We start from the raw sequence: 25,754 nt of genomic DNA, 5'->3' as shown, positions 1-25,754 counted from the left end.
TTTGGTTATAACTTTTAATAAATCGGAATAATCAACAAACTTGTACAGAGGGCATCCCGTAGAATCCCGCTCTGTAACATCCTTCTTTTATTGAAAGGAAGAACAGTATAGAGTCTTCATAATCATAGAAACTTATTACCCGATGATTTAAGTGGGTAAACAACCAAGAAATCATAGATCATTTTACGCGTTCCTTCTATTATAGAAGGAAACCATTTTTGAAATTCATTTTTTCCCATGAAAAGAATACAAAAAAAAAAAGCGAAAGCTTCGGGTTTGAACCCCGTGGCTTCCGCTTCTTTCGTTTATAAGATAAAAAGCTTATCTCAGCATTCTTCATAAAACTAACTTTAGTTTATTCCCCGCCAATAAATACGTATCGGCAGACTACAATGAGCGCCAAGATCCACATGAGCCAGTGAATCTTCACTTTGCGTTCTGTAACCAAGTTACTGAATACCGCCAGAATCACATAAGATACGATACCTGCAGAGATTCCGTTCGCGATTCCGCCTGTGAAAGGCATCAATACAATAGTAAGGAACGCGGGGAAAGCTTGCAGGAAATCATCCCACTCGATGCTGCGGACTTGACTCATCATAAGTACACCCACGATGATCAATGCCGGAGCAGTGGCAGCAGACGGGACAACCAGCGCAAGCGGCGCGATAAACAGGGCCAAAATGAACAGCAAACCTGTCGTTACGGAAGTCAGTCCTGTACGTCCACCCGCTTCAACGCCTGAAGCACTTTCAACGTATGCCGTAATGGTACTTGTACCCAGTGCAGCACCTGCGCTGACACCAACTGCATCGACGAGCATCGCTTTACCGATGGTTTTCTCGCCTTTTTTCTTATCCTTCATAATGCCCATACGTGTTGCCGTACCTACCATCGTACCGAACGTATCGAACAATTCAACGAAGGTAAAGATAAAGATGATCTCGAACAATCCCAGACTGATAGCACCTTTCAAATCCAGTTGTCCAACCGCCAGATCACTGAAGTTAGGCAACCAGCTTGCGCCCGAAAGACCACTCAGATTCGTAACACCCATCGGAATACCAATCAGCGTTGTTGCTACAATTCCGATCAGCAGAGCGCCTTTAACACGCATAACCATCAGAATAGCAATAAGGAGCAAACCGATCAGTGCAAGCAATGCATCATGGTGCGTTATAAAGTTACCCAATGATAGATTGAAGCTACTGCCTGGAATCGGCTGACTCAGATCTGCGTCTGGCGCAACATTAACCGTTACTGCCACAAGATTAGCAAGTTTGAAACCAATAATCGTAATAAAGAGACCGATACCAACCGTAATGGCCATTTTGATCGACTGCGGAACTGCAACAAGCAGCATTTGCCGAACTTTGGTTACGGTCAGGATAATGAACACAATACCAGAAAGGAACACTGCTCCGAGAGCTGCCTGCCAAGTAATCGCGCCATTTGAACTTAGAACGACAGTCATGAAGTATGCATTCAATCCCATACCTGGTGCGAGCGCAATCGGAATATTCACGAACAATCCCATAATAATAGTCATTAACCCGGCGCCGACGGCTGTTGCAAAAAATACGGCATTATCCGACATCCCCGCCCCGGCTTGACCCAAGAACAACGTATTCACAAAAAGAATGTAAGCCATTGTCATAAAGGTAGTGAGACCCGCAACAATCTCCGTTCTAACGTTTGTTCCGTTTTCTTTTAGTTTAAAAAAACGATCCATAATTCACTAACTCCCCCTTAGAGATGTTGAAGCCATATTGAAAAACGACAAATGACCCTGAAGATGATTCTTCCCCCAGGGCTCAGCTGATAAGGAGTGGCACTACGGCCTTTACTAAGAACAAAAAAAATTCTAATGTGCGTGATGTCCCCGCAATCATGTAGAATTCCTGTGCTCAGCCTTCTCCTCTTCGTAGCCAGATCATTAGGGTGATCTCGTAGAGACTCCCGGGCCAATTCCCGGGATTATACGAATTAGTATGCGCTATTTGTTTGTTTCCCATCACTATTTTAGGAGGGGAGTATCTGTTTTGTCAATGAGAAAAACGAATGTTAATCTCGTTGACCTCACATATCGTTCGTATTATTTAACAAAAGGAACCAGTTCAGCGGTTTACTATCCAATTAAATATGCTATACTCGGCAGATTTCCCACAGCCTATGTTCATTATGTCAGGATGGGATTTCTGTAGATTAATATAGAAAAGCTACTCTGATCAAAGGCTATGAAGCACTCTGATCAGGGTAGCTTATGTGTCTGATGCGTTTTAGCAATCAGTGAATGATGATATAGGAATAACGATGTCTCGTATTCCGAAGGCGTATACTCATTAGGTATATGGAGCACTTTGCGACATGTTCCAGTTCTCATTTTCACTGGATCAGTCCTATGTCAATTATATCTCTGTGTTCTGAGCATTCTCTATCTCTTGTTGTTCCAGATCTGTGTTCGTTGTTAAGTCAGAGGATAACTCCTGGTTTCTAGTCTGATCGGAAGAAGCATCCGCTGCCTCTAAGTTCACAAATGGAAATTCTCCCGAACCGGAGGCCAAGTCTTGCATTTCTGAACCGTATCCTGCCAGCATCACCATCAGAAACGCACTTCCAATGCCCATCTTCCATTTGCTCATATAGTCGGTTTTACGCATACATTCAATTCTCCCTTCAGTAGCCATATAGCTCTTAGTATGTACTTATTGTACAGGCCCGACCTGAAAGGATCATGAAGTGAACTTTAAAATGGGATGAAATTTTAAACAGAACCCTGTCATAAAAAAACTCCCTTCTATTTGCGAAATGCCGCAGATAAAAGAGAGCTTTTTTCAAAATATTCTTACGGGTGTATATCCTACTCCCACTCGATCGTTGCAGGTGGTTTGGATGTTACGTCATAGACGATACGGTTTACATTATCGACTTCGTTAACGATCCGTACGGAGATTTTCTCCAGCACATCCCAAGGGATACGTGCCCAGTCAGCAGTCATACCGTCGATGGACGTTACAGCACGGATACCTACAGTGTAGGAATACGTACGCGCATCACCCATAACGCCCACACTCTTCATGTTCGGAAGAGCTGTGAAGTATTGCCAGATCTCGCGATCAAGGCCGGCTTTAATAATTTCTTCACGCAGGATGTAATCCGAATCACGAACGATTTTGAGCTTGTCCTCGGTTACTTCGCCAAGTACACGAATCGCAAGACCCGGACCTGGGAACGGCTGACGCCATACGATAGCTTCAGGCAGACCGCACTCTTCGCCGACTTTACGCACTTCGTCCTTGAACAAGGCACTGAGTGGCTCGATCAGTTTGAAGTTCATGTCCTCAGGCAAGCCGCCCACATTGTGGTGGGATTTGATGGTCTGCGCAGTCGCTGTGCCACTTTCCACGATATCCGTGTACAGTGTACCTTGTGCCAAGAATTCGAAATCATCAAACTGCTTGGATTCTTCGTCAAATACGTAAATAAACTCGTTACCGATGATTTTACGTTTTTGTTCCGGATCATCTACGCCTGCCAGTTTGGACAGGAAGCGCTCCTGCGCATCGATTTTAACCACTTTCATGTCGAATTTGCCGACAAACGTCTCCATTACGCTTTCTGCTTCGCCTTTGCGCAGCAGACCATGGTCGATAAACATACATGTCAGTTGGTCACCAATGGCTTTGTGAAGCAGCGCAGCAACAACAGAAGAATCCACGCCACCACTCAGTGCACACAGTACTTTACCGTCGCCCACTTTTTCACGAATATCTTTGATCGTATCATCAATGAATGTCTCCATACTCCAGTTGCCTTCGCAACCACAGATTTCGAACAGGAAGTTACGAATCATATCGTTACCACGAACAGAGTGACGTACTTCCGGGTGGAACTGAACAGCATACAATTTGCGCTCTTCGTTACTCATTGCAGCGATTGGCGCACTTTCCGTGCCTGCATCCAGCTTGAAACCCGGAGGAAGTGTAACCACGTGGTCACCGTGACTCATCCATACCGTGTGCTCACCGTCGATACCTTGTGCGAGAGCAGCACCTGCTGCGAACTCGATGTCGGCTTTACCATATTCACGCTTCTCGGAACGTTCTACTTTACCTTCAAGCTGTTGGGCCATAAGTTGCATCCCGTAACAGATTCCGAAGATGGGAAGTCCAAGATCATAGATAGCCGGGTCCACATGCGGTGCATTTTCTGCATACACACTGGATGGTCCGCCAGAGAAAATGATTCCTCGTGGTGACATTTCTGCGATCTTCTCTGCCGGTGTGTTATACGGCAAAAGCTCGCTGTATACGCCGAGATCCCGAATTCTTCTGGCGATTAACTGGTTGTATTGGCCCCCGAAGTCAAGGACAACCACTATTTCATTTGGCTTATTCATTACCGTGCCTCCCTCAATTCAATGAAACTAATTATACGCAACGACAAAACATACCGTCAAGGAAAGGCGAAACTCCTTTTTTCGACATTTCAAAACAAGGGATACCGAATACCTTCGATTATGAGATTTCGAATAGAAAGCTTGGCAGCAAGATGATGGTTCAAGTGTATGATCGTGGAAAGACGCCTCGTTCTCAGCATAGCGAGAAAGGCGTCTTATGTATGGCCTACAACGATAAACTAAACGCTGCATTTAAAAACAGTGCGCCAGCCAATGGTGATCTTCATCTGCCCACAAATAGCCAAGCTCTATTGGAAAGCGATAGCGTTTGGTACCGCAGGTGCTTCGCATCTTTGGTGTAACGTTGTAACACCCTTGAGTTACAACGCCTGCAACCGCTGAGCCAGACGAAGTGCACGGCGCAGGAAGTCCAGACTGTCGGCGCGAAGCGGACGGTCTGGCCCGTACAGCAGCCGTTCCCAGTCGGCTGCAAACCGCGCGATGTCCGCGCCGTCCGCGCCTGCGGCCAGAGCCGGTGACGCTGCATATTCACGCAGCGTCATGCCCTGTGGCCGCGGACCGTACCGGCGCGCGAGCGCGGCCCAGACCGGAGCGGCTGCACGCAGTAGCCGCTCGCGGTCCGGAAAGCTGCTGCGTGGCCACGCCAGCAGCAGCCTGATCCGCAGCGCGGGGCGTAGCCGCCGCATGCGAACCAGAGCAGCGGCGACCAGCAGAGCCGCTGCCACAAGGGCTGCCGCGAGCCATGGCTCCGTGGCAATGGCCCGTGCGCGGGCGAGCAGCCACGCGCCCGCGTAAGCCACTCCGCCGCTTATATACGGCGGAGTCTCCGCAACAGGCTGCGCCCCGGCGAGTGCTGCGACATAATCGCCCACGCCTTGCGCCATGGTGAAGCCCGGCGTGGCCTCAAACGGCATCCAGCCTGCACCGGGAAAATACACCTCTACCCAGGAATGTGCATCTCCCTGGGAAATCATATACTGACCGGGTACATCCGGGTCAGCAACTCCAGGACCAAAACCTTTAACCCAGCGTGCGGGGATTCCTTCTGCACGCAGCAACACAATCATGGCTGTGGAGAAATGATTGCAATACCCCTGCCGTGTGACGAATAGAAAATCGTCCACAAAATCTGTTCCGCGCGGCGGCATACGGGTATCCAACGTGTATTCGGCATGATCAGCCAGGTAAGTTTTCACAGCTTGTACAGCATCATAACGGGTCTCACTGCCTTGAATGATTTCCTTGGCAAGAGTCTGCACCCGATCGGGAAGTGTCGTGGGCAATTGCAGATATGTCCTTCGAATGGCTGCCGGATCTTTCCCTTTATTCGTTTCCCCAAGCAGACGTAACTGTTCCGGGGATGCCACAGGAATCATGACGTCTGCCGAATAATTTTTAACCACCTTATCGCTTCCAGAGCCTGCGAGCCACAATGTTGCCGAATCGCGATTAGACAGCAAAGAAAGCATGTTTTCCTGGTTATCCTTGTTCTTATCCTGGAACGATACGTTGACCGGTATGCCCCCGGTAAAGAGTGGATTCGGTCCTTTCCACTCACGCTGCATCGTAACGGTTTGGCGAATGCGACTCCAATAGGTTGGATTCTCCCATCCATCTGTTCGCAGCAACCCGGATGAACTCGCCGTTTCGAAGCTTTGACCAGGATCACTCCAAGTACTACCGTTATAATATGAACGGGTCTCCCCTCGCCAATACGTCACTTCCGGACTCTTCGCTATAAAAAAAATGGAGTTCCCCTGTACCAACGGTGCTCCCATCGGCGCATCCGCTGTGCTATATCCTGTGACTGCCGTTGCAGCAGGGATACTACTGTGCTGTGTATAACCCGCCCAGCGAGCTAAGCGTTCACCAATCTGCTCCAAGGATATGCGTTCCGGTTGAGGAATGGAAGCAAACTGGCCAGGTAACGATGAGAATAGCACCATACCTGCGGAAGCAACGATAGTTACTGCGCTCCAACGACCATAGGGACTTCCTCGATAACTCGGAGTAGTGACTCCTCCGTTAAGGCGGAGTAACTGAAGCAGGGCCTGAATAAGAAGAATCCATAATACAGAACGTATCACTGAAGCATACACATCCAGACCCGCAAAGGATTCAAGCAGAAGCAGATAGAGCAGCGTTGCACTGCCAAACAGCATAACGCTTCGACGGTGCAATACAAGGGATTGTACCGAAGCCATGAGCATGCTCCAGCCGCACATCATGAGCAAACCTCTCGTTTCTGTGCTCATGGCGTGAAATCTCCAGTTGTTTATAAAAGTGTCCATGTCCGCTGAAAGTATTCCCAGATAAGCGGCCGCCCATCCGACAGGATCACTCCCTCCGTACATCAGACATAGTGCAGCAAGAGCAATGAATAATCGGATCAGTACTCCCATGATCCAACCTGTACGAATCACCCCCGCCAGCAACAGAGCTCCCGTTAATCCAGCCATCACAGACAAGAACCGTTCACTGCCCTGCTGATCTGATGATGTAACAGGATATATCCATTCCAGAGACAGTATGAGTAAAATGAATGAGATAAAGATTTTGTACAGGACAGGTACTATTACATATCCCTCATCCTTCGTGTCCACCACGGTGGAATTCGGTTGCTGGTTACCATTACGCTCCCACATCCGTTACCTCCGCCTTTCCCATTGAGGATAACGCGCTATCTGTAACCGAATGAATCGGCACCCCGCTGTGACGAAGCTGCTCCAACCTATCATATCCCAATCCATTCATCGATCTATCCGTTGATCCTAACTGGGTCGCCTCAGTCAGTTGCACCTCTACACTATAACCCGATCCGATTGCAGACAGGATCCAATCGGCCAGAACCTGATCCATTTTACCTGTGAGAACTATAATCCGTGACCCATTCGCCAATCTATCCAGCATCTCCGTGCGGAGCGAAACAGGGACAGATGGTACCTTGGATATCCGTGCTCCCGCGAGCTTGTCCAGGCCATGGCTTTCTGCATGCAATGGTCCCTGTTGCCATTGATCCTGTGCATCATAGCTCTTATCGCCGCCTTCCATCCAGAGATGATAAGGAATTTCATCCCGTTCTGCGGTATGAATCCAGCGGGCAGCCGCACGAACCACACGTTCAAAGGCAGGGGTATCCATGATCTCGGTCGGTTTCACGTTATAACCCGAAGCCCCTTCATAGACAAGAATGCCTAGCGAAGCTAAATCAGAGGTGTCCGGCAAAAAGGTCTGAAGTCTTCCCGTTTTGGCTGTACTTTTCCAATGGACACGTCCAAGTGGGTCCCCCTGCTGATATTCACGAAACTCAGGGCTACGGTTACCTTGGCTGGTTCTTCGCTCAGACAGAGCCCCTTCCATCATCGCAGCGAATCCTAAAGACTCACCATTCCCTAAAGCCGTTGCTTGAGGAACAACAATTAGGGGTGTATCACCTGCGGTCTCTGCGGAGAGCGTATTCCAGCCAAACATATCACCCCAGTACAATCTGCCCGTATCCCAGCTGTAGACCCCTCTGCGTAAACCGGAACATTCATATTGATAGGTGAATTGACGCCGTATTCCCGGAAAAATCAATTTGCGATGTACACCAGCAGGTGTGTTCTCACACAGGATGATCCATAACAATGGAACTCGGCACTTGAATTTCAACTCCACCACTACCTGTATTCCCTCGCCCGCCTCAATCCGGTTCGTGTGCATCTTTCGACGAATGTTAATTTGGCGTGGTCTGAACCAATGGAGAAGCAGACCTCCCGTGAACATCAAGAAAGCCATAATGGATAGGAACAACGCTGCTCTGCCTCCATGCCACTGATACAAAGAAGCGAAGGCCACCACCAAGACAGCACTCAAAATCCGTTGTCCCAGTGCAGTCATTGCCTCCGTCCCCTTCCCTGTGATGCCATTTGTACAGGTACCGGGACAGATGATAATGCTTCTTCAATGACTTGTACTTGCCCCCAAATCTCCGCTCTGTTCTGGGCCTTCAATTGAATACGATGAGAAAGGACAGGCACTGCCACCTCTTTCACATCATCCGGTATGACATAACTGCGTCCCTGAAGGTAGGCAAATGACTGCGCGGCTGCCATCCAGGCCAGTGTTCCGCGCGGACTGATACCCAGCCTTACTGCCGGAAGGCTGCGAGATGCCACAGCAACTGCCACCAGATACTGTTTGACGACAGGATCAACATGTACCTGTTTGACTTCACGCTGCATGGCTACGACCTCTTCAGCAAGCAGGACAGGGCGAAGTTCTTCGAGTACTTCCCTGCTTTGCATGCGGGTTAACAATTCCAGTTCCTGCTCTGGATCTGGATACCCCAGTCCAATCCTCATGATAAATCGATCCAGTTGTGCCTCAGGCAGACGGTACGTACCCCCGAATTGTAACGGATTCTGTGTCGCCAGCAGAAAGAAAGGGCGTGGCAAGGCGTAGGTTGTGCCATCGACCGTAATACGTCGTTCCTCCATTGCCTCCAGAAGGGCAGACTGAGTGCGGGGTGAAGCGCGATTTATTTCATCGGCCAGGACGATGTTGGACATGACAGGTCCGGGCCGAAACTTGAATTCAGCTGTATGCGGTTGATAGATCGAAGTACCCGTAACGTCTGCTGGCATCACATCGGACGTGAACTGAATCCGGCCCATGGAGCAATCCAGTGCAGAAGCAACAGCACGAACCAGCATCGTTTTCCCCGTACCCGGCACATCTTCCAGTAATATATGACCTCCACTGAGCATTGCAGTGAGGACATAACGAATCTCTTGTTTTTTACCGATAATCACACTTTCTACTCGCTTCATGACCCTGTTTAGCAATTCGACCGCATGTTCATGTTCCATTCGAATATAAGACATTTCTCCTGATCTCCTTCCGTTCATCAGCATTTTTGAGCATAGTAATCTATGATTCAGTGTTGCCCGGAAGTAGAGAGAATAGTCCTGCAAGAATGACTTTCTTTAGATCATTTTATACATAAATATGCTGTTCATCGCCGAAATAGATATCGATGGGCCTGCTTTCACAGTCCACTCTGTTTCATTGCTGTTTAATCCATGCACCCTTAATCCCATCTGCTCTAGTAATTCACGTAACGGAACCCAGGTGGTCCCCCCTTGACTCTGTACTGCTCCCGGTTCACTTAACCCTTTCGTTGTTAGTGTTCCGCTCACAACGTCTGCATGAATCGTTCTTTCCTTCCACACAGCTGTAGCTGTCTTTGATTCAGGGTCCCAGCGAGTGCTGCCCCCGAATTTTTTCATAAAGGTACGCAAAGGCACCATGATTCGTTGATCCTCCATGCGGAATTCGCCCGACTGTAGGGTAGCCGCAGCCAATCCCACCTCTACCTTCAGCTTCTTGCTCCCGAGCCACAACGTTGCATTCGCTTCTACATGCTCTGCAATCCAGGCTTTTCCTGGCACCTTGCGCCCTTTATACTTATCATCTGGATGTACACGGAATTGAACCGGCTGATCCGAACTCTTCATGATGTCAAAACGATATCCGTGATCACGATAATACTTGATGATACCCGGGAGTGCTTTCACCGTTTCAGCATGCGCACCTCCATCATGCATAAGCACAATGACAGAACGTGCTCCCGCAGGAACTTTGGTCGAATTTTTAAGGATTTCTTTTGCCGGAACACCTTTGCGCTTGGAATCCCCGCTGTCGACGTTCCAGTCCATGACCGTGTATCCGCCCAATTGCAGCAAATCAAAATAGCTTTGGTCAAAATGTCCGTAGGTTCCTCCTGGTGCTCGCACCAGATTCGGGCGGAAGCCAGTTATACGCTCCAGCACTTCCTCTGTCTGCTTAATCTGCTTCCAGAACACTTTGAAATCACGATACAGCTGTTCGTATTGATGATTGAACGTATGATTGCCCAAAGCATGTCCGTCCTCCACAAGCGCCCGAATTAACTCGGGATAACGTTCTGCCTGTTCACCCAGCACAAAAAATGTAGCCGGAACTTGCTCCTTGCGTAAAATATCCAATACGTCACGGGTATGGTTACCCGGTCCGTCGTCAAAACTCAGATAGACTACCTTGTCTTGGGCATTCTTTTCTGCGGAGATAGGCTCATCCGAGCCGGAAGCAGAAGACGCGTAAGCTACGCCTGCATAGGCAGCAAATGCACATAGCAAGATCGCAATTCGCAGGAGAATGCCAGACCATTGTCCAGATAAAAACGTATGTATGGATGTTACGGAGACTTCCCCTTTTTCCTTGATTCTGAATTCCGGTCTCTGTACCATTTACGAATCGACCTCCACCGTCTCTAGTAATTTGCTGATAGACTTCAGCAGATTTGTTAGAATTATATGGAGGCTTCATCGAAAAAAGACGCGATTTTGTTTAATATTTTTTCACAATTTGCTATGTAGCATGATTGATTCTTCGCTTCGGATTAGGTAGCATAATGGACAGGCAGAACGTATTCAAAACACTATGGAGAGGAATTATGCTCCCACCCCGTTTTCAGGAGAGTGAAATCTATTGGAATTGCTTGAGAAGATCCAACATTTGTTTGGGTCCTACGGATACAGCGTATTGTTTTTTGGCTTGTTGCTTGAATTCATCGCACTCCCCTTTCCGGGTGAAACGACGATGGCTTACGCCGGATTTCTCTCCTACAAAGGACATCTCGATTTCGGAATCCTCACCATACTGGCTTTTCTGGGAACGACGATTGGCATGACAATTACTTATTTTATTGGAGCCAAAGCAGGTCTGCCCTTCATCACTCGGTACGGAAAATGGTTTCTGTTGAAGCAGGACAAGCTCGATAAAACACAAAAGTGGTTTGGCAAGTATGGGAATGCCTTGATCTTCATCGGTTATTTCATTCCGGGGGTAAGGCATTTCACTGGATATTTCGCGGGCATAGCCGCGGTTCCTTTTCGCAAATTCGCCCTCTACGCCTATTCAGGCGCGCTCTTCTGGGTTGTGCTATTTCTGGGCATTGGTAAAATATTTGGCCCCCAGTGGAATGCCGTATTCCATCTGGCTCATCAATATGCTGCATATATCGTGGGAGGAATAGGCCTATTACTCATCGTGGCTGTGCTCTACCGTTACCGCAAAGCATGGGCAGCAAGATCCGTATCCAAGCCTGCCCCTGTTCGACAAAGACAAAAGTAAATTCGAATGAACGTCTATCTATAATTTCAAGTAAGGAGCCGCATGTCATCGCGGCTCCTTTTTGGTGTTATCCAAACGGAGGGAGAACCTTTCATTCTTTTTGTGATAATCCGAATTCATCCAGGTCATACTAACTTGCAAATATAGGATATATAAGGAGGATACATGATGAGTGCATCGGTACAGGACGGCCAAGATCTGAAGAAAATCTCTCCAAATCTGAATGAAAATACAACGTACTGCAAGCAAGTGATGGGACACAGCAATGACTTAATGATTCGTCCTCTGCAATGTTTGCATAAATGGCCTGCTGTCATGCTGTACATCGATGGAATGGTGGATGTAAAAATTCTGAATCACTCCATCATGGAATCCTTATTACATAAACGTGATCTTCCTGATTTTTCAGCGGATGATGAACATCTGAGTTACCTCCAAAATGATGTTCTGATCGCAAGTGATGTCCTGCTCGTCAATGATATGGATGAAGTGCTGAATGCCCTGCTGTCGGGATCAGCCGTACTTCTGCTTGAAGGTTCTGTACGAGGGCTGAAAATCGGTGCAGCCGGTTGGGAAGACCGGTCCATCGGGGAACCAGTCTCCCAGACTGTCGTTCGGGGTCCGATGGAAGGCTTTAATGAGAATCTGCGTACCAACACTTCATTAATTCGAAAACGAATCCGAGATTCACATCTCTGGATCGAAGAAAGAGAGATCGGTCGAGTTACCAAGACCCGAGTTGCTGTGCTCTATCTGGAACATGTCGTGGATCAGGAGATTGTGCAGGAACTAAGGCGAAGACTGGATGAGATTGAAATCGATAGCATTCTCGAGGGAGGATACATTGAAGAGCTGGTTCAGGATAAGACAGGGACCATTTTCCCAACAGTATATAATAGCGAACGACCCGATACCGTGTCCGCAGCACTGCTGGAAGGCCGGGTTGCAATCATTGTCGACGGGACACCCTTTGTTTTAGTTGTTCCCGCCTTGTTTGTTCATTTCTTTCAGTCACCTGAGGATTATTATCAGCGAGCTGATATCAGTACACTGATCCGATTGATCCGATATCTGGCCTTTTTTATCGCCTTGCTCTCTCCCTCCTTTTATATTGCCATTACTACTTTCCATCAGGAGATGCTTCCTACCAACCTTCTAATCAGTTTGGCGGCTCAGCGAGAAGGCGTACCTTTCCCCGCTTTTATTGAAGCCCTACTGATGGAGCTAACTTATGAGATTCTGCGAGAAGCCGGCATTCGGATACCGAAGACGGTCGGTCAGGCTGTGTCCATTGTGGGTACGCTTGTTATTGGTCAAGCCGCGGTAGATGCTGGGGTTGTATCCGCTGCAATGGTCATTATCGTATCCATCACTGCGATATCCAGTTATGTTATTCCGGAAAATGGGCTCTCTATCTCGGTACGCATGTTACGGTTCGTTCTGATGATCTTGGCCGCTGCCTTCGGATTCTATGGCATCCTGATTGTGCTGTTAATTACTGTAACCCACCTTTGCAGCTTACGTTCTTTCGGGGTACCGTATATGTCTCCTTTAGCACCCTTTATTCAGAAAGACCTCAAAGACACGATCTTTCGTGTACCCTGGTCCCACATGAAAACTCGGCCGCTCTCTACCAGCACAACAAATGAAGTTAGACAGTCCACTAAAAAAACGAAGCGGTAATTCGGTAAGGAGCGCACACCATGAATAGATGCTTACGCTTAATATTATATTGTGCCATTCTGCTTCCTCTCCTTACCGGATGCTGGGATCGCCAGGAACTGAATGGACTTGGCATTATGCTTGGTCTCGGTGTGGACAAAGATGGAGATATGATCAAAGTCAGTGCTCAGGTCGTTGTTCCAAATGAAGTATCTTCCAAGGCCGGGGGAGGGAAAGGCACACCCGTTACACAGTACGAAGCATCCGCTACAACCTTGTTCGAAGCCATTCAGAAATTAACGGAAACCAGCCCGCGCAAAATCTTCCTTGCACATATCCGGGTTCTGGTATTTGGCGAAGAATATGCACGCAAGGACGGAATATATGATGTTATTGAGGCGTTAATGCGCGAACCTACAGCAAGACCTGATTATTACGTCTTAGTTGCCAAAAATACTACTGCTTCACAGCTGCTTGACGTACTTACCCCTTTAGATAATACTCCAGCTGAAAAAATGTTTAACTCTCTCGATATATCTTCCAAGATCTGGTCTCCCACTACCACGGTAACCGGGGATGAATTACTGGAGTTCATGATATCACCTGGCATCCAACCCGTCATTATGGGGGTAGAGATCCTCGGTCCCAAAGTCCAAAGTGGGAATAAAGAGAATATATCGACCATCCGGTCGCCAGCTCGCCTCAACATGACGGGACTGAGTGTATTCAAGAAAGACAAGCTGATCGGCTGGTTAACGGAGGATGAATCCAAAGGCTACAACTATATCCGTGACAATGTAGTATCAACGGTCAGCCATATGCCTTGTCGCAAGAAGGGCAACGTGACGTTTAAGGAACTACGCACAACAACAAAAAGAAAAGCGGAAATCGTAAATGGTAAACCTGTAATCCACATTGATCTCAAGAATGTCTCATCCATCGGTGCAGTTGAATGTGGAATCAAGATTGGTTCGATGGAAGTTCTCAAAGAACTTGAAGCCGATAGTGAAGAACGGTTAATTGAACTGATGCAGAACTCTGTCAATTCAGTAAAACGCAAATTCAATGTCGATATATTTGGTTTTGGACAGGAAGTGTACCATGCAGATCCCAAGTTCTTCAAGAAGATAGAAAATGAGTGGGACAAGCATTTTGAAGAACTGAATATCAAATACAAAGCCAATGTGCAAATAAAACGTGTAGGTACACTGGATGATTCATTCAGAAATGAAATGAAGGAGTGAGAGAAGCGTGCTGATTACACTTGCAGTTATCGTCGTAGCAGCTATCATAGGCTGGATCGATCTTCCAGGTCTCATTCACCGGAAAGAGTGGCGAGAAACGGCCGTATACAGTGGAATGCTTCTCACCGCAACGGGGTTCGGCGTTATAGCTTCCAATCTATGGGAGTTCCCTAGTCCACTCTATATCATCATGTGGATCTACGACCCAGTGAACCATATATTAGCACGACTGACTGGAACCTAGGAGATAAGGGAGGGGCATATCATGCTTGAAAAGGGAAGGATCGGAACAAGACAATTATCCACCCTTACATTTATGTTGGTGGTTGGAGATATGATGCTGATCTACCCTTCCGTTATCACGTCCTATGCCAAGCAAGATGCCTGGATCTGTGCTCTTATTGGCGTTCCAATCGGTATGGCTCTCATGGCTATGATTATGAAATTGGGCAGTATGCATCAAGGGGAAAATCTGGTACAGATTTCCCGAAGTATTTTGGGTTTTTGGCCAGGCACCCTGTTGTCCTGTTTCTACTTGTTCTTCTTCATGATTGGTACATCTACACATACCCGGGAAGTCGGGGATTTCATGACTTCCCAGATCTTTCAGCACACCCCTATTCGTGTGATCATCCTTATATTTGTTATTGCTATAGGATGGGGCGTATATCATGGCTTGGAAACGATCGCAAGAACCAGTGAATTGCTTATGCCCATCATTATACTGTTCATCGTAATACTCGCCATATGCCTGCTACCACAGGTAGAAACCAGTAACCTCAAGCCAGTAACGGACATTGGCGTTGTCTCCCTAGCACAGGGTATTCTGGTGAGTATCATCTATCCAATTGGTGAAACCATCCCCATTTTGATGATCCTGCCCTACGTCGAGAGAAGCACTCACCGCATGCGTGATATTATCATTACAGCAGGGATTGGTAATCTGATCCTTGCCGTTCTGGTTACCATATCCATGCTCGTGCTCGGCCCTTTTCTAACCCAACATAATATATACGCTTCTTTTAATCTTTCTCAGAAGATTAGCATCGCCGGATTCTTCGAACGAATCGAGGTGATCATGGCTTGCTCATGGCTTATCTCTACCTATTTCAAAGCAATGATTTACTTATACGCCTTTATAGTCGGGTGCGCAGAACTCTTCAAGCTAAAGCATTTTAAAATGCTCATTCTGCCATCGACATTGCTCGTTTACGGAATGGCCAATCTCGTCGCGCCCAATTTGACATTTATTATCATTACAGTCGTTCCGTACTGGGTAGATTGGGATACCACGCTAGGTATCATTTTTCCCGGTATGATGATTCTAATTGCGTTAATGAAGTCCCGCAGAAAATCCAATTCGCAAGCTCAGCCAACCACAGAAGGATAATTCTAGAGGGTGCTATAGACATCAATCCATGGGAAGGAGCAGAAGAACATGTTGATGAAGGAAAAACTCACAATTCGGCAATTCACTCTGCTCACCTTCCTGGTTATGATTGGAGATATGGTTCTAATCTACCCTTCACTTGTTACCACAGTAGGCAAACAGGACGCATGGTTCTGTTCTTTCGTTGGTCTGCCAATTGGTCTTGGTATCATGTGGGTTCTATATAAACTGCATCGAACACATCCACAGTTGTCCCTTTTTGAAATATGTAACAAATTACTCGGAATATGGGCTGGCTCCTTACTTTCAGTTGCTTATCTATTTTATTTCGCTGTAGGTGCAGCCATAGGTGTTCGTGAGGTGGGTGACTTCATGACTACCCAGATTTATCTAAAGACGCCTATCCGAGTTATTATTCTGATGATTATTTGTACCCTTGCCTGGGGGCTAATTCATGGTTTCCGTACGATAGGGTTAAGCTCCGAACTGTTAGCCCCCATCGTTGTGGTATTTATAGCTTTTCTCTTCCTGGGGCTTCTTCCTCAAGCCAAAAGTGCTAATCTTCAGCCATACTTTGACATTCCCTGGATACATCTTGTAGAGTCAATGATTCGCGGAGCGTTTACCTCTTTTGGCGAACTTATCGTTCTATCCGTGTTTCTCCCTTATGTAAATCCCGGGCCTCATTTCAAACGGGATTTCTTGCTCGCTACTCTCTTTGGAGGATTACTGTTAAGCTTGCTATTGCTCCTCTCGCTTATGGTGATGGGACCTACATTGACGCAGCACAGCATCTATATCTCATACGCGCCCTTTCACAGAAAATTAATATCGGTAATTTCTTCGAACGAATTGAAGCATTCATGGCTATCGCCTGGTTGATCTCTACCTATTTCAAAAGTCTGCTGTATCTATTTGCCTTTGTGCTGGGAACAGCACAATTATTTCGATTAAAGACGTATAAGCCTCTCATTCTGCCTTCGTCCCTGCTGTTATTTGCCCTGGGTGTCCTGATTGCTCCGAATGTTATTTTCTATACGGATACGATCATGCCTGTATGGGTAGACTGGAATATCACCGTCAGCTTCATCATTCCATTGTTCCTCTTGCTGGTATATCGCATTCGTTCACGCAAAAGCAAACCATCACCCTCGGATCGCATACTTTCTTAAGCAAAAGCAGCATTTTTGAAGTACTCGGAATGCGGATATGCAAAAGGCTGTGTTCACGGCAACTTCCGCGAGCACAGCCTTTTAATGGTTTGTGAATATTTAACTGGCAGCCTATATGGCCTTCACAGCCTCAAGTGCAGCCTCAATATGTCCTTTGACCCGAACTTTAGACCAATCCTTGATCAAAGTCCCCTCTTCATCAATCAAGAAAGTGGAGCGTACGATGCCCATGTACTCCTTGCCATACATTTTCTTGAGCTGCCATACACCGTATTGCTCAGCTACGACGTGCTCTTCATCGGATAATAAAGTGAACGGCAGTCCATATTTGGCAATAAACTTATCATGCTGTTTCATCGGATCTGTACTGATCCCGAGAATGACCGTGTTCAGTCCCTCAAATTCAGCATGTCGATCCCGGAAATCACAAGCCTGTTGCGTACAGGACGACGTCATATCCTTGGGGTAAAAATAAAGCACTATCCGCTGTCCGCGGTAATCTGAAAGCTTTACCGGTTCTCCCGTACTGGACGGAAGCTCAAAATCCGGTGCCAATTGGCCTACATTTAACGTCATGTCAGTTCCCCCTAGTCTCGCCCCTGTATTATTATCAGGGCGTTATTATGATCCTGCTCCGCGATACCGCTTCACGCCATAATTCCATAGAAGTAAGCCCATGGAGCCAAACACCAACCCCATTACAGGTGTAAGCAGCGCCATACGATGCATCTCGGACCTCTCCAGAAACAATGCTGCAGGATAGATTCCCACAAAGGCAAACGGAATGATCCAGGTTAACAGCACCTGAATGGCACGGTTATAGATTGTTACCGGGTAACGTCCATACCCCTGAATGTTATACATCAACGGCAGGATACCTGTCGGCGCGTCCGAATAAAAGGACAGTGAAGTTAATGTGGTGTAGATGCCGGCATAGATCATTACAGAGCTGAGTGCCAAAATAATCAAGGCAGGAATATGCCACCACTCCAGCATCAGACCCATCTCTGCTCCGCTGAAGATCATGATGATCAAGCCGATAAGGGAGCCCACGAGTGCAGGCGGGTCTACATTTTCAAGCAAGATCTGGAACAGGTTATGTGCAGGGCGTGTCAAGATCCGATCCATCTCGCCTTTGACGATATATCGCTCACTGAATCCCCACAGATTGATAAAACAACTAAAGATGCCATAGGGCACCATAAAATATCCATATACAAAGAGTACTTCGCTCTCACTCCAGCCGCCGAGGTTATCCGTATGACGGAAGACCACAAAAATAAAGATCAGGTTGGTCGCCTGAAACAGAAGATCCGATAGGATCTCCACCCAGAAGTCGGCACGGTACGTAAGTCGTGTTTTCATGTAGTTCTTCAAATATTCCCAGATCAAACCCATATAGTACATATCTGTTATCCCCCTTGCACGAACAGACGCTTGCGCGCCTTACGCCAGATCAGTACCATCGGAAGCAGCAGCACGGCAAACCAGAACACCTGAATACCGAGCACACTCCAGATGGCTGTACCTTCCACTCTTCCAGTGAACACGGAACCGGGCAGATACGTAATGGCCTGAAAAGGCAATACTTTCATCACCGCAGACATCCAGCCTGGATATAAGCTGATCGGGATGATCAGACCGGAGAACAAATCGACCACGACGCGTTTCATGCGCATCATGCCTTCATTATTTTCCACAAAGAATGCCGCCAGTCCCGTTATCACATTAATCTGGGAATTAATGAGGAAACTGAAGAACAGCATGACGAGAAAGCCAATCCACGCTGATGGTGCCGTAGGCAGTTCAACCGGGAACAGCAGAATGGCAATGAGCATCCCCGGAATCATGAGGAGCAGAAAGCGGAAAATGCCTTCGCCAAGACCTTGCATCATTTTGACCATAACGTAGTTGATCGGTCTTATGAATTGAATCGCAATCGAACCATCACGAATGTCTGCGGCAATCTCGCGATCCAGGTTGTTGAAGTAAAAGGCACGTGCCATCCAGGATACGGCGATATATGTGGTCATCTGCGCTGCCGTGAAGCCACCAAGTTCACCACTGCTACCGTAAATGGCTTGCCAGGTAAAGTAATACACGCCGATATTCAGCGTATATATCAAAATGCCGGAGTAATAATTCACCCGGTATGCCAGCATCGTTAGAAAACGGATGCGCATAAAATCAATAAATGCACTATTCATCTCAGGATACACCCACCGCTTCTTTCCCTGCTCCCACAATCTCAGGACGCTCGGCGGAACCGGATTGGTAAATACTGCGCACAATCTCATCCGTGTTAATCTCAATAATCTGAATATCAGTAATATCGGCCTGTCCAACGACACGTCCAAGTACATCCGAAACATTCAGTTCCAGTGGAATCCATACGGATGCAGACAATTCGTTCTCTACTGTCCAACGCACAGGCAACGCAGCAGTCCACTCCTGCATCTGACTGATGTTGTGACCCGAGCCGAACTTGAAGCGGATTTCCCGTTCCTTGCCCCACTGGGACTTCAGATGATCCAGACCTCCATCATAGATGATGTTGCCTGCATCTAGCATAATGACCCGGGAACATAGCGCTTCAATGTCCTGTAAATCGTGGGTTGTGAGCAAAATGGTTGTCCCATGCTCTTTGTTCATGTCTTTCAGGAACTCCCGAATCTCCGACTTCACGACAATATCCAGACCAATGGTTGGCTCGTCCAGAAAAACAATACTCGGGTTATGCAACAAGGCTGCTACCAACTCACAGCGCATGCGCTGACCGAGACTGAGCTTCCGTACCGGACGGCTTAACAGATCCTGAAGCTGCAACCTCTCAACCAATTCATCCAACCGTTTGCGGAAGTCGGTCTCTCCTACACGATATACTTTGCGCAATAAATGGAAGGATTCGATAACGCCAATATCCCACCACAATTGACTGCGCTGACCAAAAACAACACCAATATTCTGTACAAACTTCTCCCGTTCCTGATACGGAACATATCCACCAACCGATATTTGCCCGGAAGTAGGCACCAAAATGCCGGTCAACATCTTGATTGTTGTTGATTTACCGGCACCGTTCTCCCCAATATATCCGCATATTTCGCCTTGCGGAATCTGAAATGAAATATCATTTACAGCCAATACCTCCTGGTATTGACGTGCAAACAGGTCCTGGAACGCGCCCTTAAGCCCACCTCGGCTTTTCTGGACGCTAAACGACTTGCGCAAATCTTTGACATCAATCGCCAGCATGATTATACCTCACTTGGATTTTGTTGAAATTGCTTGTAGCCCAAAAAGAAATTATAATGGTATCAGTCAAAATTCAGCAAGCTTTAAAAATAGTCTGGAGCCGCGTCCCGTGCCTGATGACGATGGAGACGTGAGCGGAAGGCTTCGGCTAGATTATACCAGAAACAACTTTGGACTTATTTTATATTTTATCTCAAATACAAAGGAGAGCTAGCATGACCAGAAAGACGAAGAGAACCATCTGGATTTCTCTTGCCGCCTTCGTGTTAATTATCGGTGGGGCAGCGGCATATTATTTCGGTTCTATTCTCAATCAGTTGGACGGTTTGGCAAAAGACGGTGATGAATCACCATTCGCAGGTATCGAGAATGTGGAGAAAGTAAATACTCCTGACCCTCCAAAATGGGAAGGCACAGAAACGGTAAATATTCTCGTTATGGGTGTCGATGCGCGCGGATTGAATAAAGGTGAAGTTCCCCGCTCCGACAGCATGATGGTTGTATCGCTTGACCCACTCACCAAAAAAATTAATCTGTTCTCCATTCTGCGCGACACATACGTCGATATTGACGGTTACGGTAAGGAGCGGATCAACACCGCGATTACTCATGGCCCTAACACAGCGATGCAAGCTGCCGGTGACCTGCTTGGTATTCCTGTACAGTATTATGTGTATACGGATTTCCAGGGATTCATCAAATTGGTGGATGCCGTTGGCGGCGTGGATTTTGATGTGGAGAAGGACATGCATTATACAAGTAAAGCAGACAATAATGAATACGATATTGATCTCAAAAAAGGTTATCAGCATCTGGATGGCGAAACGGCCCTCATGTACGTTCGTTTCCGTCATGATGCGATGTCGGATTTCGCTCGTTCCGAGCGTCAGCGAGAATTACTGAAAGCTGTGACGGCGAAAATGCAGTCCACAACAACCATTGCCAAGCTGCCTTCCATTCTGGAACAGGTTAATCCTTACGTGGATACGAATCTGACGCTCTCCGATATGTGGAAGCTGGGTGGCCTCGGTTACCAGAGCAGCATGAACGGTAGTGAGCAGATCCCGCCAATGAACCTGCTGAAAGAAGAACGGACAGCTGGTGGAGCACAGGTATTGACGGTTACGAATGAAGAGAAACTGAAGCAGCATATTCAGGATATTATTCATCCACCTGCTACAACGGATGATAGTACGACCAGCACCGAAGACAAAACAGCCAGTGGTGACGATCAAAAGTCAGAGCAACCGGCTCAGTAATGTAAAACATGCAGAGGGCAGCCATCACGCTGCCCTCTCGTTGTGCCCGGCTATATCATTATGAGAAAATCATCATATCTTTCTATGGCTTGTTACTTTATTATATTTTGAATCACGAAAGGAAGTTATCTTATGAATACATCACGTTCCCGTTCCGAACTTTTATACGCAGAAGCACTTGAACATATTGTAGGAGGTGTGAACAGTCCATCCCGCTCGTTCAAAGCCGTGGGTGGCGGTGCACCTGTATTTATGAAAAAAGCCCAAGGGGCCCACTTCTGGGATGTCGATGACAACCGTTATATTGATTATCTGGCCGCTTACGGACCGATTGTTACGGGACATGCCCACCCGCATATTACACAGGCGATTACGGAAGCAGCAGCAAATGGCGTTCTGTACGGTACTCCGACTGAACTTGAGATCAAACTCGCCAAAATGCTGAAGGAAGCGATCCCTTCCATGGACAAAGTACGTTTTGTAAACTCGGGTACGGAAGCGGTTATGACCACGATTCGGGTAGCTCGTGCCTATACCAAGCGCAACAAGATCGTAAAATTCGCTGGATGCTACCACGGTCACTCTGATCTCGTACTTGTGGCTGCCGGTTCTGGCCCGTCCACGCTGGGTATACCGGATAGTGCAGGCATTCCAACCAGTATTGCACAAGAAGTCATTACCGTGCCTTACAATGATCTGGATGCCCTCAAAGCTGCACTGGAGCACTGGGGTGACGATGTTGCTGCAGTCATGGTTGAACCGATCGTTGGTAACTTCGGTATGGTTATGCCGGAACCTGGCTTCCTGGAAGGCCTCTGTGCCATGACACGGGCTAACGGCTCACTGGTTATCTATGATGAAGTCATTACGGCTTTTCGTTTCCATTACGGTTCTACGCAGACGTACGCCGGGCTCGATAACCATGCAGAGATCGAACCAGATCTTACGGCTCTTGGTAAAATTATCGGCGGCGGCCTACCAATCGGTGCGTATGGCGGACGCAAACACGTTATGGAGCAGGTTGCTCCGCTCGGCCCTGCTTATCAGGCAGGAACGATGGCTGGTAACCCTGCATCCATCTCGGCTGGTATCGCATGTCTAGAGGTCCTGCACGGTGCGGGTGTATACGAAGAGATGGAACGTCTCGCTATAGACCTGACCGCAGGTCTGCAAGCTTCAGCTGACCGTCATGGGATTGCATTGACGATCAACCGGATTCGCGGCGCATTCTCCACCCACTTCTGTGACCATCCGGTTACGAACTACGATCATGCCCAAGACACGGACGGAGAACGTTTTGCTTCCTTCTTCCGTCACATGCTTGATCGTGGCATTAATCTGGCTCCGTCCAAATATGAAGCCTGGTTCCTGACAACTGCTCATACAGACGAGGATGTCCAAGCTACATTGGAAGCGGCAGAAGCTTCTTTCAAGGCGATGGCTCAGGAATAAATCGAATGAATTCTATCAACAATTTAGCGTACAAGCTGGTTGGTTGATGGTTAGCAATTCACCGAAAAAGGCGTCCAACAAGTGATCAACTTGTGTGGGCGCCTTTTGTTGTTCTTTGCAGTTTTAAAATCTCCTCCCGGATCTTCAGCATCCCTTCTTCAATTCGCTGCTTGGGCACATTGGAGATGTTCAATCGAAGCATTTGATCCTGATGCATCTGATATGTTGCCTCCGGATAATACCGTTCTGTCGTATCTACGATGACTCCGCGCTGTTGGAGCCGTGACACCAGAACACGAACTGGCATATCACCCGCCAAAGGTAGCACTGTGTGCTCTCCTCCTGTACGAGGGGCGTTCATAAATGGAGTAAAGTCTGGATATGCCTCCAGTTGCCCATGCACCGTGTGCATCCGGGCAGCATAGCGGTTACGAATCACTTTCCTGTGATGAGCAAACATTCCGCTGTGAACATAAATCTCCAGAGCAGCTTGAGACAGGACGGAAGTCTCGATATCGAGCATTTTTTTATAAGCACCGAAGGACTGGATTAGAGGTGAGGGCAGAACAGCTACGCCAATACGCAGGCCTGGAAACAGAATTTTGGAGTAACTTTTCAGATAGATCACCCTACCTTCTGTATCATAGGACCATAGCGGGTCCTGTTTCGTGTTGTCCTCCAGATCAGCCAGATAATCATCCTCCACCAGATAGACATCATACCGCTGTGCAAGCCGGATCAGTCTCTTCTTCTCAGCAACAGTCAATGAAGTCCCTATTGGATTGTGAAACCGCGGCATGACATAGAAAAACTTGATATCTCCTTCAGCGAACTGACGTTCAAGCGATGCCCAATCCAGCCCATCAAGAGCACGTCTCACACCTGCTATCGGCACATTCAATCCACTCAGTAGGGAGGGCATATTGTGATAGGTCGGTAGTTCCAGCAGCACTTTTTTCTTACCATTGGGAAAAGGCATCAACGCCAGTACAGCCAGTGCCTGTTGTACACCTGATGTGGTGAAAAACTGCTCCGATCTGGCAAATACCTGATAATCCGCAAACTGCTTCTGTAATAGCAGAATAAGCGAAGGTAATCCCTGATCTGTGCCGTACATGAACAGCTCCGCCTGCTTCTTCTCCATCGCCTGATCTACACAGTGACGAAAGTCAGCATAAGGAAATACCCTTGGATCGGGAGCAGCGGAAGCAAAGTCCAACGCCCCCTGCCAATCCATATCCTGAGCACCTGTCCCATTCTGTACGGCATAATAGCCGGATTGAGGTATGGCATACACCAAATGCCGCTGTTCCAGCCACTCATATGCACGAATCGCTGTACTTACACTGCATTGATACTGTTCTGCTACAACTCGAATGGCTGGAAGTCGAATGCCCTTGTCTGTCCACTGCCGACGATCTTGCTGCAACATTTGTTCCTGAATCCACTGCTCTAATGCTTCGGCAATTACTTCGTATTTTCTCACTGCACTCGCCCCTTCTCCATAATTGTACCGTTACAATTCATGCTTTTATCTATTGTAGCACGATGCACCCGGCAGTATATTAAATAAGGCCAGCACGTGCCTCGAACCTGATATGTTTCAGGACAATCAAAGATAAAACGGTATGACTACTGTATTGGAGGAGCATTCATGAACACAGCACACACTCGGGGATACGCTTATATCGCAGCTGTACTGTACGCAGCCATAATCGGCCTTTCCTTTTTATTTGTTAAAATGACCGTTACTGTAGCACATCCGATTGATGTGCTTGCCCACCGATTCGCCCTGTCGCTGATCGTTGTCAGCATTCCTGTAATATTCGGTTGGATCAAGATTCGGCTTAGCTTTCGTGATCTGTGGCGAATCATTCCACTGGGCCTACTGTCTCCTGTCTTATTTTTTGCCTTTCAAGCCTTTGGACTTGTGTCGTCGAACTCATCGGAGGCGGGAATTATTCAGGCCATGGCCCCTGTATTTACACTCGTTCTCGCTTCGATCTTCTTGAAAGAACGCACATCCACCATGCAGAAGATATTCCTGCTTCTGTCTGTCGCTGGAGTGGTCTTTATTTTCATGATGCAAGGAAGCGGCGTATCTGTGAGCAACCTGAAGGGCATTGCATTATTGCTGCTATCCACGGTCTGCTTTGCAGGTTATGGTGTGCTTGCGAGACCACTGACCCAGAAGTATAAACCGATAGAATTAACATGGGTCACACTGATGGTTGGCTGTATTGTGTTTAACGCCGTTTCCCTGATCCGACATGCTTCCAGCGGCTCCATGATGGACTATATCCAACCACTTGGAGACGTATCCTATCTCGGTGCACTCGCTTATCTCGCGATCCTCTCCACCATGATCTCCACCCTTCTCGCGAGCTATGCCCTAGCCCATCTGGAGGCATCCCAGATGAGCGTATTCAGCAATCTGTCCACACTTATCTCCATCGTAGGCGGAGCTTGGATACTGCATGAGCCGGTTGGTGGCTACCACTATATCGGGGCATTGCTAATCATCGCTGGTGTACTTGGCACCAATATGAGCGGCCGGAAACATAGGCTGGTCAGTGGGATCAAAGCGTGATATAATTCTGGAAATTGTAAATTGTTGTCATCCACGATGATGAAGAAAAGTACATATATCAGGATGTTACAGAGAGCCGGCGGTTGGTGGAAGCCGGTGCATCGGATGTGTGGAATGGACTTCGGAGTTCCAAGTTGAACAGAGTCTGTAACCTG

At 47.6% G+C, this 25,754-nt stretch carries 22 protein-coding genes, 1 riboswitch and 1 other annotated feature (1 of these 24 cut by a window edge); of the genes, 10 read left to right on the top strand and 12 right to left on the bottom strand.

What is annotated here, in order from left to right:
- Nucleotides 1–355 precede the first annotated feature (355 nt).
- The 7 genes from M1D71_RS03495 to M1D71_RS03465 all read right to left on the bottom strand — a co-directional run bounded on the left by M1D71_RS03495 (nt 356) and on the right by M1D71_RS03465 (nt 10,689).
- Entirely contained in the window at nt 356–1,732 is a 1,377-nt protein-coding gene (locus M1D71_RS03495) for an NCS2 family permease (RefSeq protein ID WP_458125269.1), read from the bottom strand.
- Between the two features lie 173 nt (nt 1,733–1,905).
- A riboswitch (purine riboswitch) is annotated at nt 1,906–2,005 on the bottom strand.
- A 403-nt stretch (nt 2,006–2,408) separates the two neighbouring features.
- The gene (locus M1D71_RS03490; RefSeq protein ID WP_458125268.1) at nt 2,409–2,660 is read right to left on the bottom strand and encodes a hypothetical protein; all 252 of its coding nucleotides are present in this window, start codon (nt 2,658–2,660) and stop codon (nt 2,409–2,411) included.
- A gap of 200 nt (nt 2,661–2,860) precedes the next feature.
- Complete coding sequence (guaA, locus tag M1D71_RS03485; RefSeq protein ID WP_458125267.1) at nt 2,861–4,399, bottom strand: glutamine-hydrolyzing GMP synthase; 1,539 nt, start codon at nt 4,397–4,399, stop codon at nt 2,861–2,863.
- A 380-nt stretch (nt 4,400–4,779) separates the two neighbouring features.
- Entirely contained in the window at nt 4,780–7,065 is a 2,286-nt protein-coding gene (locus M1D71_RS03480) for a transglutaminase-like domain-containing protein (protein WP_458125266.1), read from the bottom strand.
- Nucleotides 7,052–8,299, bottom strand: a complete 1,248-nt coding sequence (locus M1D71_RS03475; protein WP_458125265.1) for a DUF58 domain-containing protein — start codon at nt 8,297–8,299, stop codon at nt 7,052–7,054. The genes M1D71_RS03480 and M1D71_RS03475 overlap by 14 nt, the downstream gene beginning before the upstream one ends.
- The gene (locus M1D71_RS03470; protein ID WP_458125264.1) at nt 8,296–9,285 is read right to left on the bottom strand and encodes an AAA family ATPase; all 990 of its coding nucleotides are present in this window, start codon (nt 9,283–9,285) and stop codon (nt 8,296–8,298) included. The genes M1D71_RS03475 and M1D71_RS03470 overlap by 4 nt, the downstream gene beginning before the upstream one ends.
- Before the next feature lie 102 nt (nt 9,286–9,387).
- Nucleotides 9,388–10,689 (bottom strand): polysaccharide deacetylase, encoded by a 1,302-nt coding sequence (locus tag M1D71_RS03465; protein WP_458125263.1) that lies wholly within the window; start codon nt 10,687–10,689, stop codon nt 9,388–9,390.
- Between the two features lie 241 nt (nt 10,690–10,930).
- Between M1D71_RS03465 and M1D71_RS03460 the strand changes: the two genes are divergently transcribed.
- From M1D71_RS03460 to M1D71_RS03430, 7 genes are all read left to right on the top strand, one after another.
- Complete coding sequence (locus tag M1D71_RS03460) at nt 10,931–11,575, top strand: DedA family protein (RefSeq protein WP_458125262.1); 645 nt, start codon at nt 10,931–10,933, stop codon at nt 11,573–11,575.
- Nucleotides 11,576–11,743: 168 nt separating this feature from the next.
- Nucleotides 11,744–13,258 (top strand): spore germination protein, encoded by a 1,515-nt coding sequence (locus M1D71_RS03455; RefSeq protein WP_458125261.1) that lies wholly within the window; start codon nt 11,744–11,746, stop codon nt 13,256–13,258.
- A 20-nt stretch (nt 13,259–13,278) separates the two neighbouring features.
- On the top strand, nt 13,279–14,481 hold the full coding sequence (locus M1D71_RS03450) for a Ger(x)C family spore germination protein (RefSeq protein WP_458125260.1): 1,203 nt from the start codon (nt 13,279–13,281) through the stop codon (nt 14,479–14,481).
- A 7-nt stretch (nt 14,482–14,488) separates the two neighbouring features.
- Nucleotides 14,489–14,725 (top strand): hypothetical protein, encoded by a 237-nt coding sequence (locus M1D71_RS03445; RefSeq protein WP_458125259.1) that lies wholly within the window; start codon nt 14,489–14,491, stop codon nt 14,723–14,725.
- A gap of 21 nt (nt 14,726–14,746) precedes the next feature.
- Nucleotides 14,747–15,871 (top strand): GerAB/ArcD/ProY family transporter, encoded by a 1,125-nt coding sequence (locus M1D71_RS03440; RefSeq protein WP_458125258.1) that lies wholly within the window; start codon nt 14,747–14,749, stop codon nt 15,869–15,871.
- A gap of 48 nt (nt 15,872–15,919) precedes the next feature.
- On the top strand, nt 15,920–16,753 hold the full coding sequence (locus tag M1D71_RS03435; protein ID WP_458125257.1) for a GerAB/ArcD/ProY family transporter: 834 nt from the start codon (nt 15,920–15,922) through the stop codon (nt 16,751–16,753).
- Nucleotides 16,735–17,043 (top strand): hypothetical protein, encoded by a 309-nt coding sequence (locus M1D71_RS03430; RefSeq protein ID WP_458125256.1) that lies wholly within the window; start codon nt 16,735–16,737, stop codon nt 17,041–17,043. The genes M1D71_RS03435 and M1D71_RS03430 overlap by 19 nt, the downstream gene beginning before the upstream one ends.
- 111 nt (nt 17,044–17,154) lie before the next feature.
- Here the strand turns inward: M1D71_RS03430 and bcp are convergent, their stop codons facing one another.
- Genes bcp through M1D71_RS03410 form a run of 4 tightly spaced genes read right to left on the bottom strand, consistent with a single transcriptional unit; the run spans nt 17,155 to nt 20,298 of the window.
- Nucleotides 17,155–17,619: a thioredoxin-dependent thiol peroxidase gene (gene bcp / locus M1D71_RS03425; protein ID WP_458125255.1), complete on the bottom strand. Its 465-nt coding sequence runs from the start codon at nt 17,617–17,619 to the stop codon at nt 17,155–17,157.
- A gap of 45 nt (nt 17,620–17,664) precedes the next feature.
- The gene (locus M1D71_RS03420) at nt 17,665–18,450 is read right to left on the bottom strand and encodes an ABC transporter permease (protein WP_458125254.1); all 786 of its coding nucleotides are present in this window, start codon (nt 18,448–18,450) and stop codon (nt 17,665–17,667) included.
- Between the two features lie 5 nt (nt 18,451–18,455).
- The gene (locus M1D71_RS03415; protein ID WP_036614077.1) at nt 18,456–19,250 is read right to left on the bottom strand and encodes an ABC transporter permease; all 795 of its coding nucleotides are present in this window, start codon (nt 19,248–19,250) and stop codon (nt 18,456–18,458) included.
- Nucleotide 19,251: 1 nt separating this feature from the next.
- Entirely contained in the window at nt 19,252–20,298 is a 1,047-nt protein-coding gene (locus M1D71_RS03410; RefSeq protein WP_458125253.1) for an ABC transporter ATP-binding protein, read from the bottom strand.
- 215 nt (nt 20,299–20,513) lie between these two features.
- Between M1D71_RS03410 and M1D71_RS03405 the strand changes: the two genes are divergently transcribed.
- Both M1D71_RS03405 and M1D71_RS03400 read left to right on the top strand, forming a co-directional pair.
- The gene (locus M1D71_RS03405; protein WP_458125252.1) at nt 20,514–21,557 is read left to right on the top strand and encodes an LCP family protein; all 1,044 of its coding nucleotides are present in this window, start codon (nt 20,514–20,516) and stop codon (nt 21,555–21,557) included.
- 132 nt (nt 21,558–21,689) lie between these two features.
- A complete protein-coding gene (locus tag M1D71_RS03400) occupies nt 21,690–23,009 on the top strand; it encodes a glutamate-1-semialdehyde 2,1-aminomutase (RefSeq protein ID WP_458125251.1) in 1,320 nt (439 codons plus the stop codon).
- Nucleotides 23,010–23,094: 85 nt separating this feature from the next.
- Here M1D71_RS03400 and M1D71_RS03395 read toward each other — a convergent pair whose 3' ends face one another.
- Nucleotides 23,095–24,495, bottom strand: coding sequence for an aminotransferase-like domain-containing protein (locus M1D71_RS03395; RefSeq protein ID WP_458125250.1), 1,401 nt, complete (start codon nt 24,493–24,495; stop codon nt 23,095–23,097).
- Between the two features lie 168 nt (nt 24,496–24,663).
- Between M1D71_RS03395 and M1D71_RS03390 the strand changes: the two genes are divergently transcribed.
- Complete coding sequence (locus M1D71_RS03390; protein WP_458125249.1) at nt 24,664–25,599, top strand: DMT family transporter; 936 nt, start codon at nt 24,664–24,666, stop codon at nt 25,597–25,599.
- Between the two features lie 27 nt (nt 25,600–25,626).
- Nucleotides 25,627–25,754 (top strand) — a binding site (T-box leader) (it continues 186 nt past the right edge of the window).

This window comes from Paenibacillus sp. Z3-2 (assembly GCF_054161325.1).
This window is presented reverse-complemented; position numbering and strand designations above follow the sequence as displayed.

Bases quoted from the DNA above. Each gene is read 5' to 3' on its own strand.
- M1D71_RS03495 (WP_458125269.1), bottom strand. From the start codon at position 1,732: ATGGATCGTTTTTTTAAACTAAAAGAAAACGGAACAAACGTTAGAACG.
- M1D71_RS03490 (WP_458125268.1), bottom strand. From the start codon at position 2,660: ATGCGTAAAACCGACTATATGAGCAAATGGAAGATGGGCATTGGAAGT.
- guaA (WP_458125267.1), bottom strand. From the start codon at position 4,399: ATGAATAAGCCAAATGAAATAGTGGTTGTCCTTGACTTCGGGGGCCAA.
- M1D71_RS03480 (WP_458125266.1), bottom strand. From the start codon at position 7,065: ATGTGGGAGCGTAATGGTAACCAGCAACCGAATTCCACCGTGGTGGAC.
- M1D71_RS03475 (WP_458125265.1), bottom strand. From the start codon at position 8,299: ATGACTGCACTGGGACAACGGATTTTGAGTGCTGTCTTGGTGGTGGCC.
- M1D71_RS03470 (WP_458125264.1), bottom strand. From the start codon at position 9,285: ATGTCTTATATTCGAATGGAACATGAACATGCGGTCGAATTGCTAAAC.
- M1D71_RS03465 (WP_458125263.1), bottom strand. From the start codon at position 10,689: ATGGTACAGAGACCGGAATTCAGAATCAAGGAAAAAGGGGAAGTCTCC.
- M1D71_RS03455 (WP_458125261.1), top strand. From the start codon at position 11,744: ATGAGTGCATCGGTACAGGACGGCCAAGATCTGAAGAAAATCTCTCCA.
- M1D71_RS03450 (WP_458125260.1), top strand. From the start codon at position 13,279: ATGAATAGATGCTTACGCTTAATATTATATTGTGCCATTCTGCTTCCT.
- M1D71_RS03440 (WP_458125258.1), top strand. From the start codon at position 14,747: ATGCTTGAAAAGGGAAGGATCGGAACAAGACAATTATCCACCCTTACA.
- M1D71_RS03435 (WP_458125257.1), top strand. From the start codon at position 15,920: ATGTTGATGAAGGAAAAACTCACAATTCGGCAATTCACTCTGCTCACC.
- M1D71_RS03430 (WP_458125256.1), top strand. From the start codon at position 16,735: ATGGCTATCGCCTGGTTGATCTCTACCTATTTCAAAAGTCTGCTGTAT.
- bcp (WP_458125255.1), bottom strand. From the start codon at position 17,619: ATGACGTTAAATGTAGGCCAATTGGCACCGGATTTTGAGCTTCCGTCC.
- M1D71_RS03420 (WP_458125254.1), bottom strand. From the start codon at position 18,450: ATGTACTATATGGGTTTGATCTGGGAATATTTGAAGAACTACATGAAA.
- M1D71_RS03415 (WP_036614077.1), bottom strand. From the start codon at position 19,250: ATGAATAGTGCATTTATTGATTTTATGCGCATCCGTTTTCTAACGATG.
- M1D71_RS03410 (WP_458125253.1), bottom strand. From the start codon at position 20,298: ATGCTGGCGATTGATGTCAAAGATTTGCGCAAGTCGTTTAGCGTCCAG.
- M1D71_RS03405 (WP_458125252.1), top strand. From the start codon at position 20,514: ATGACCAGAAAGACGAAGAGAACCATCTGGATTTCTCTTGCCGCCTTC.
- M1D71_RS03400 (WP_458125251.1), top strand. From the start codon at position 21,690: ATGAATACATCACGTTCCCGTTCCGAACTTTTATACGCAGAAGCACTT.
- M1D71_RS03390 (WP_458125249.1), top strand. From the start codon at position 24,664: ATGAACACAGCACACACTCGGGGATACGCTTATATCGCAGCTGTACTG.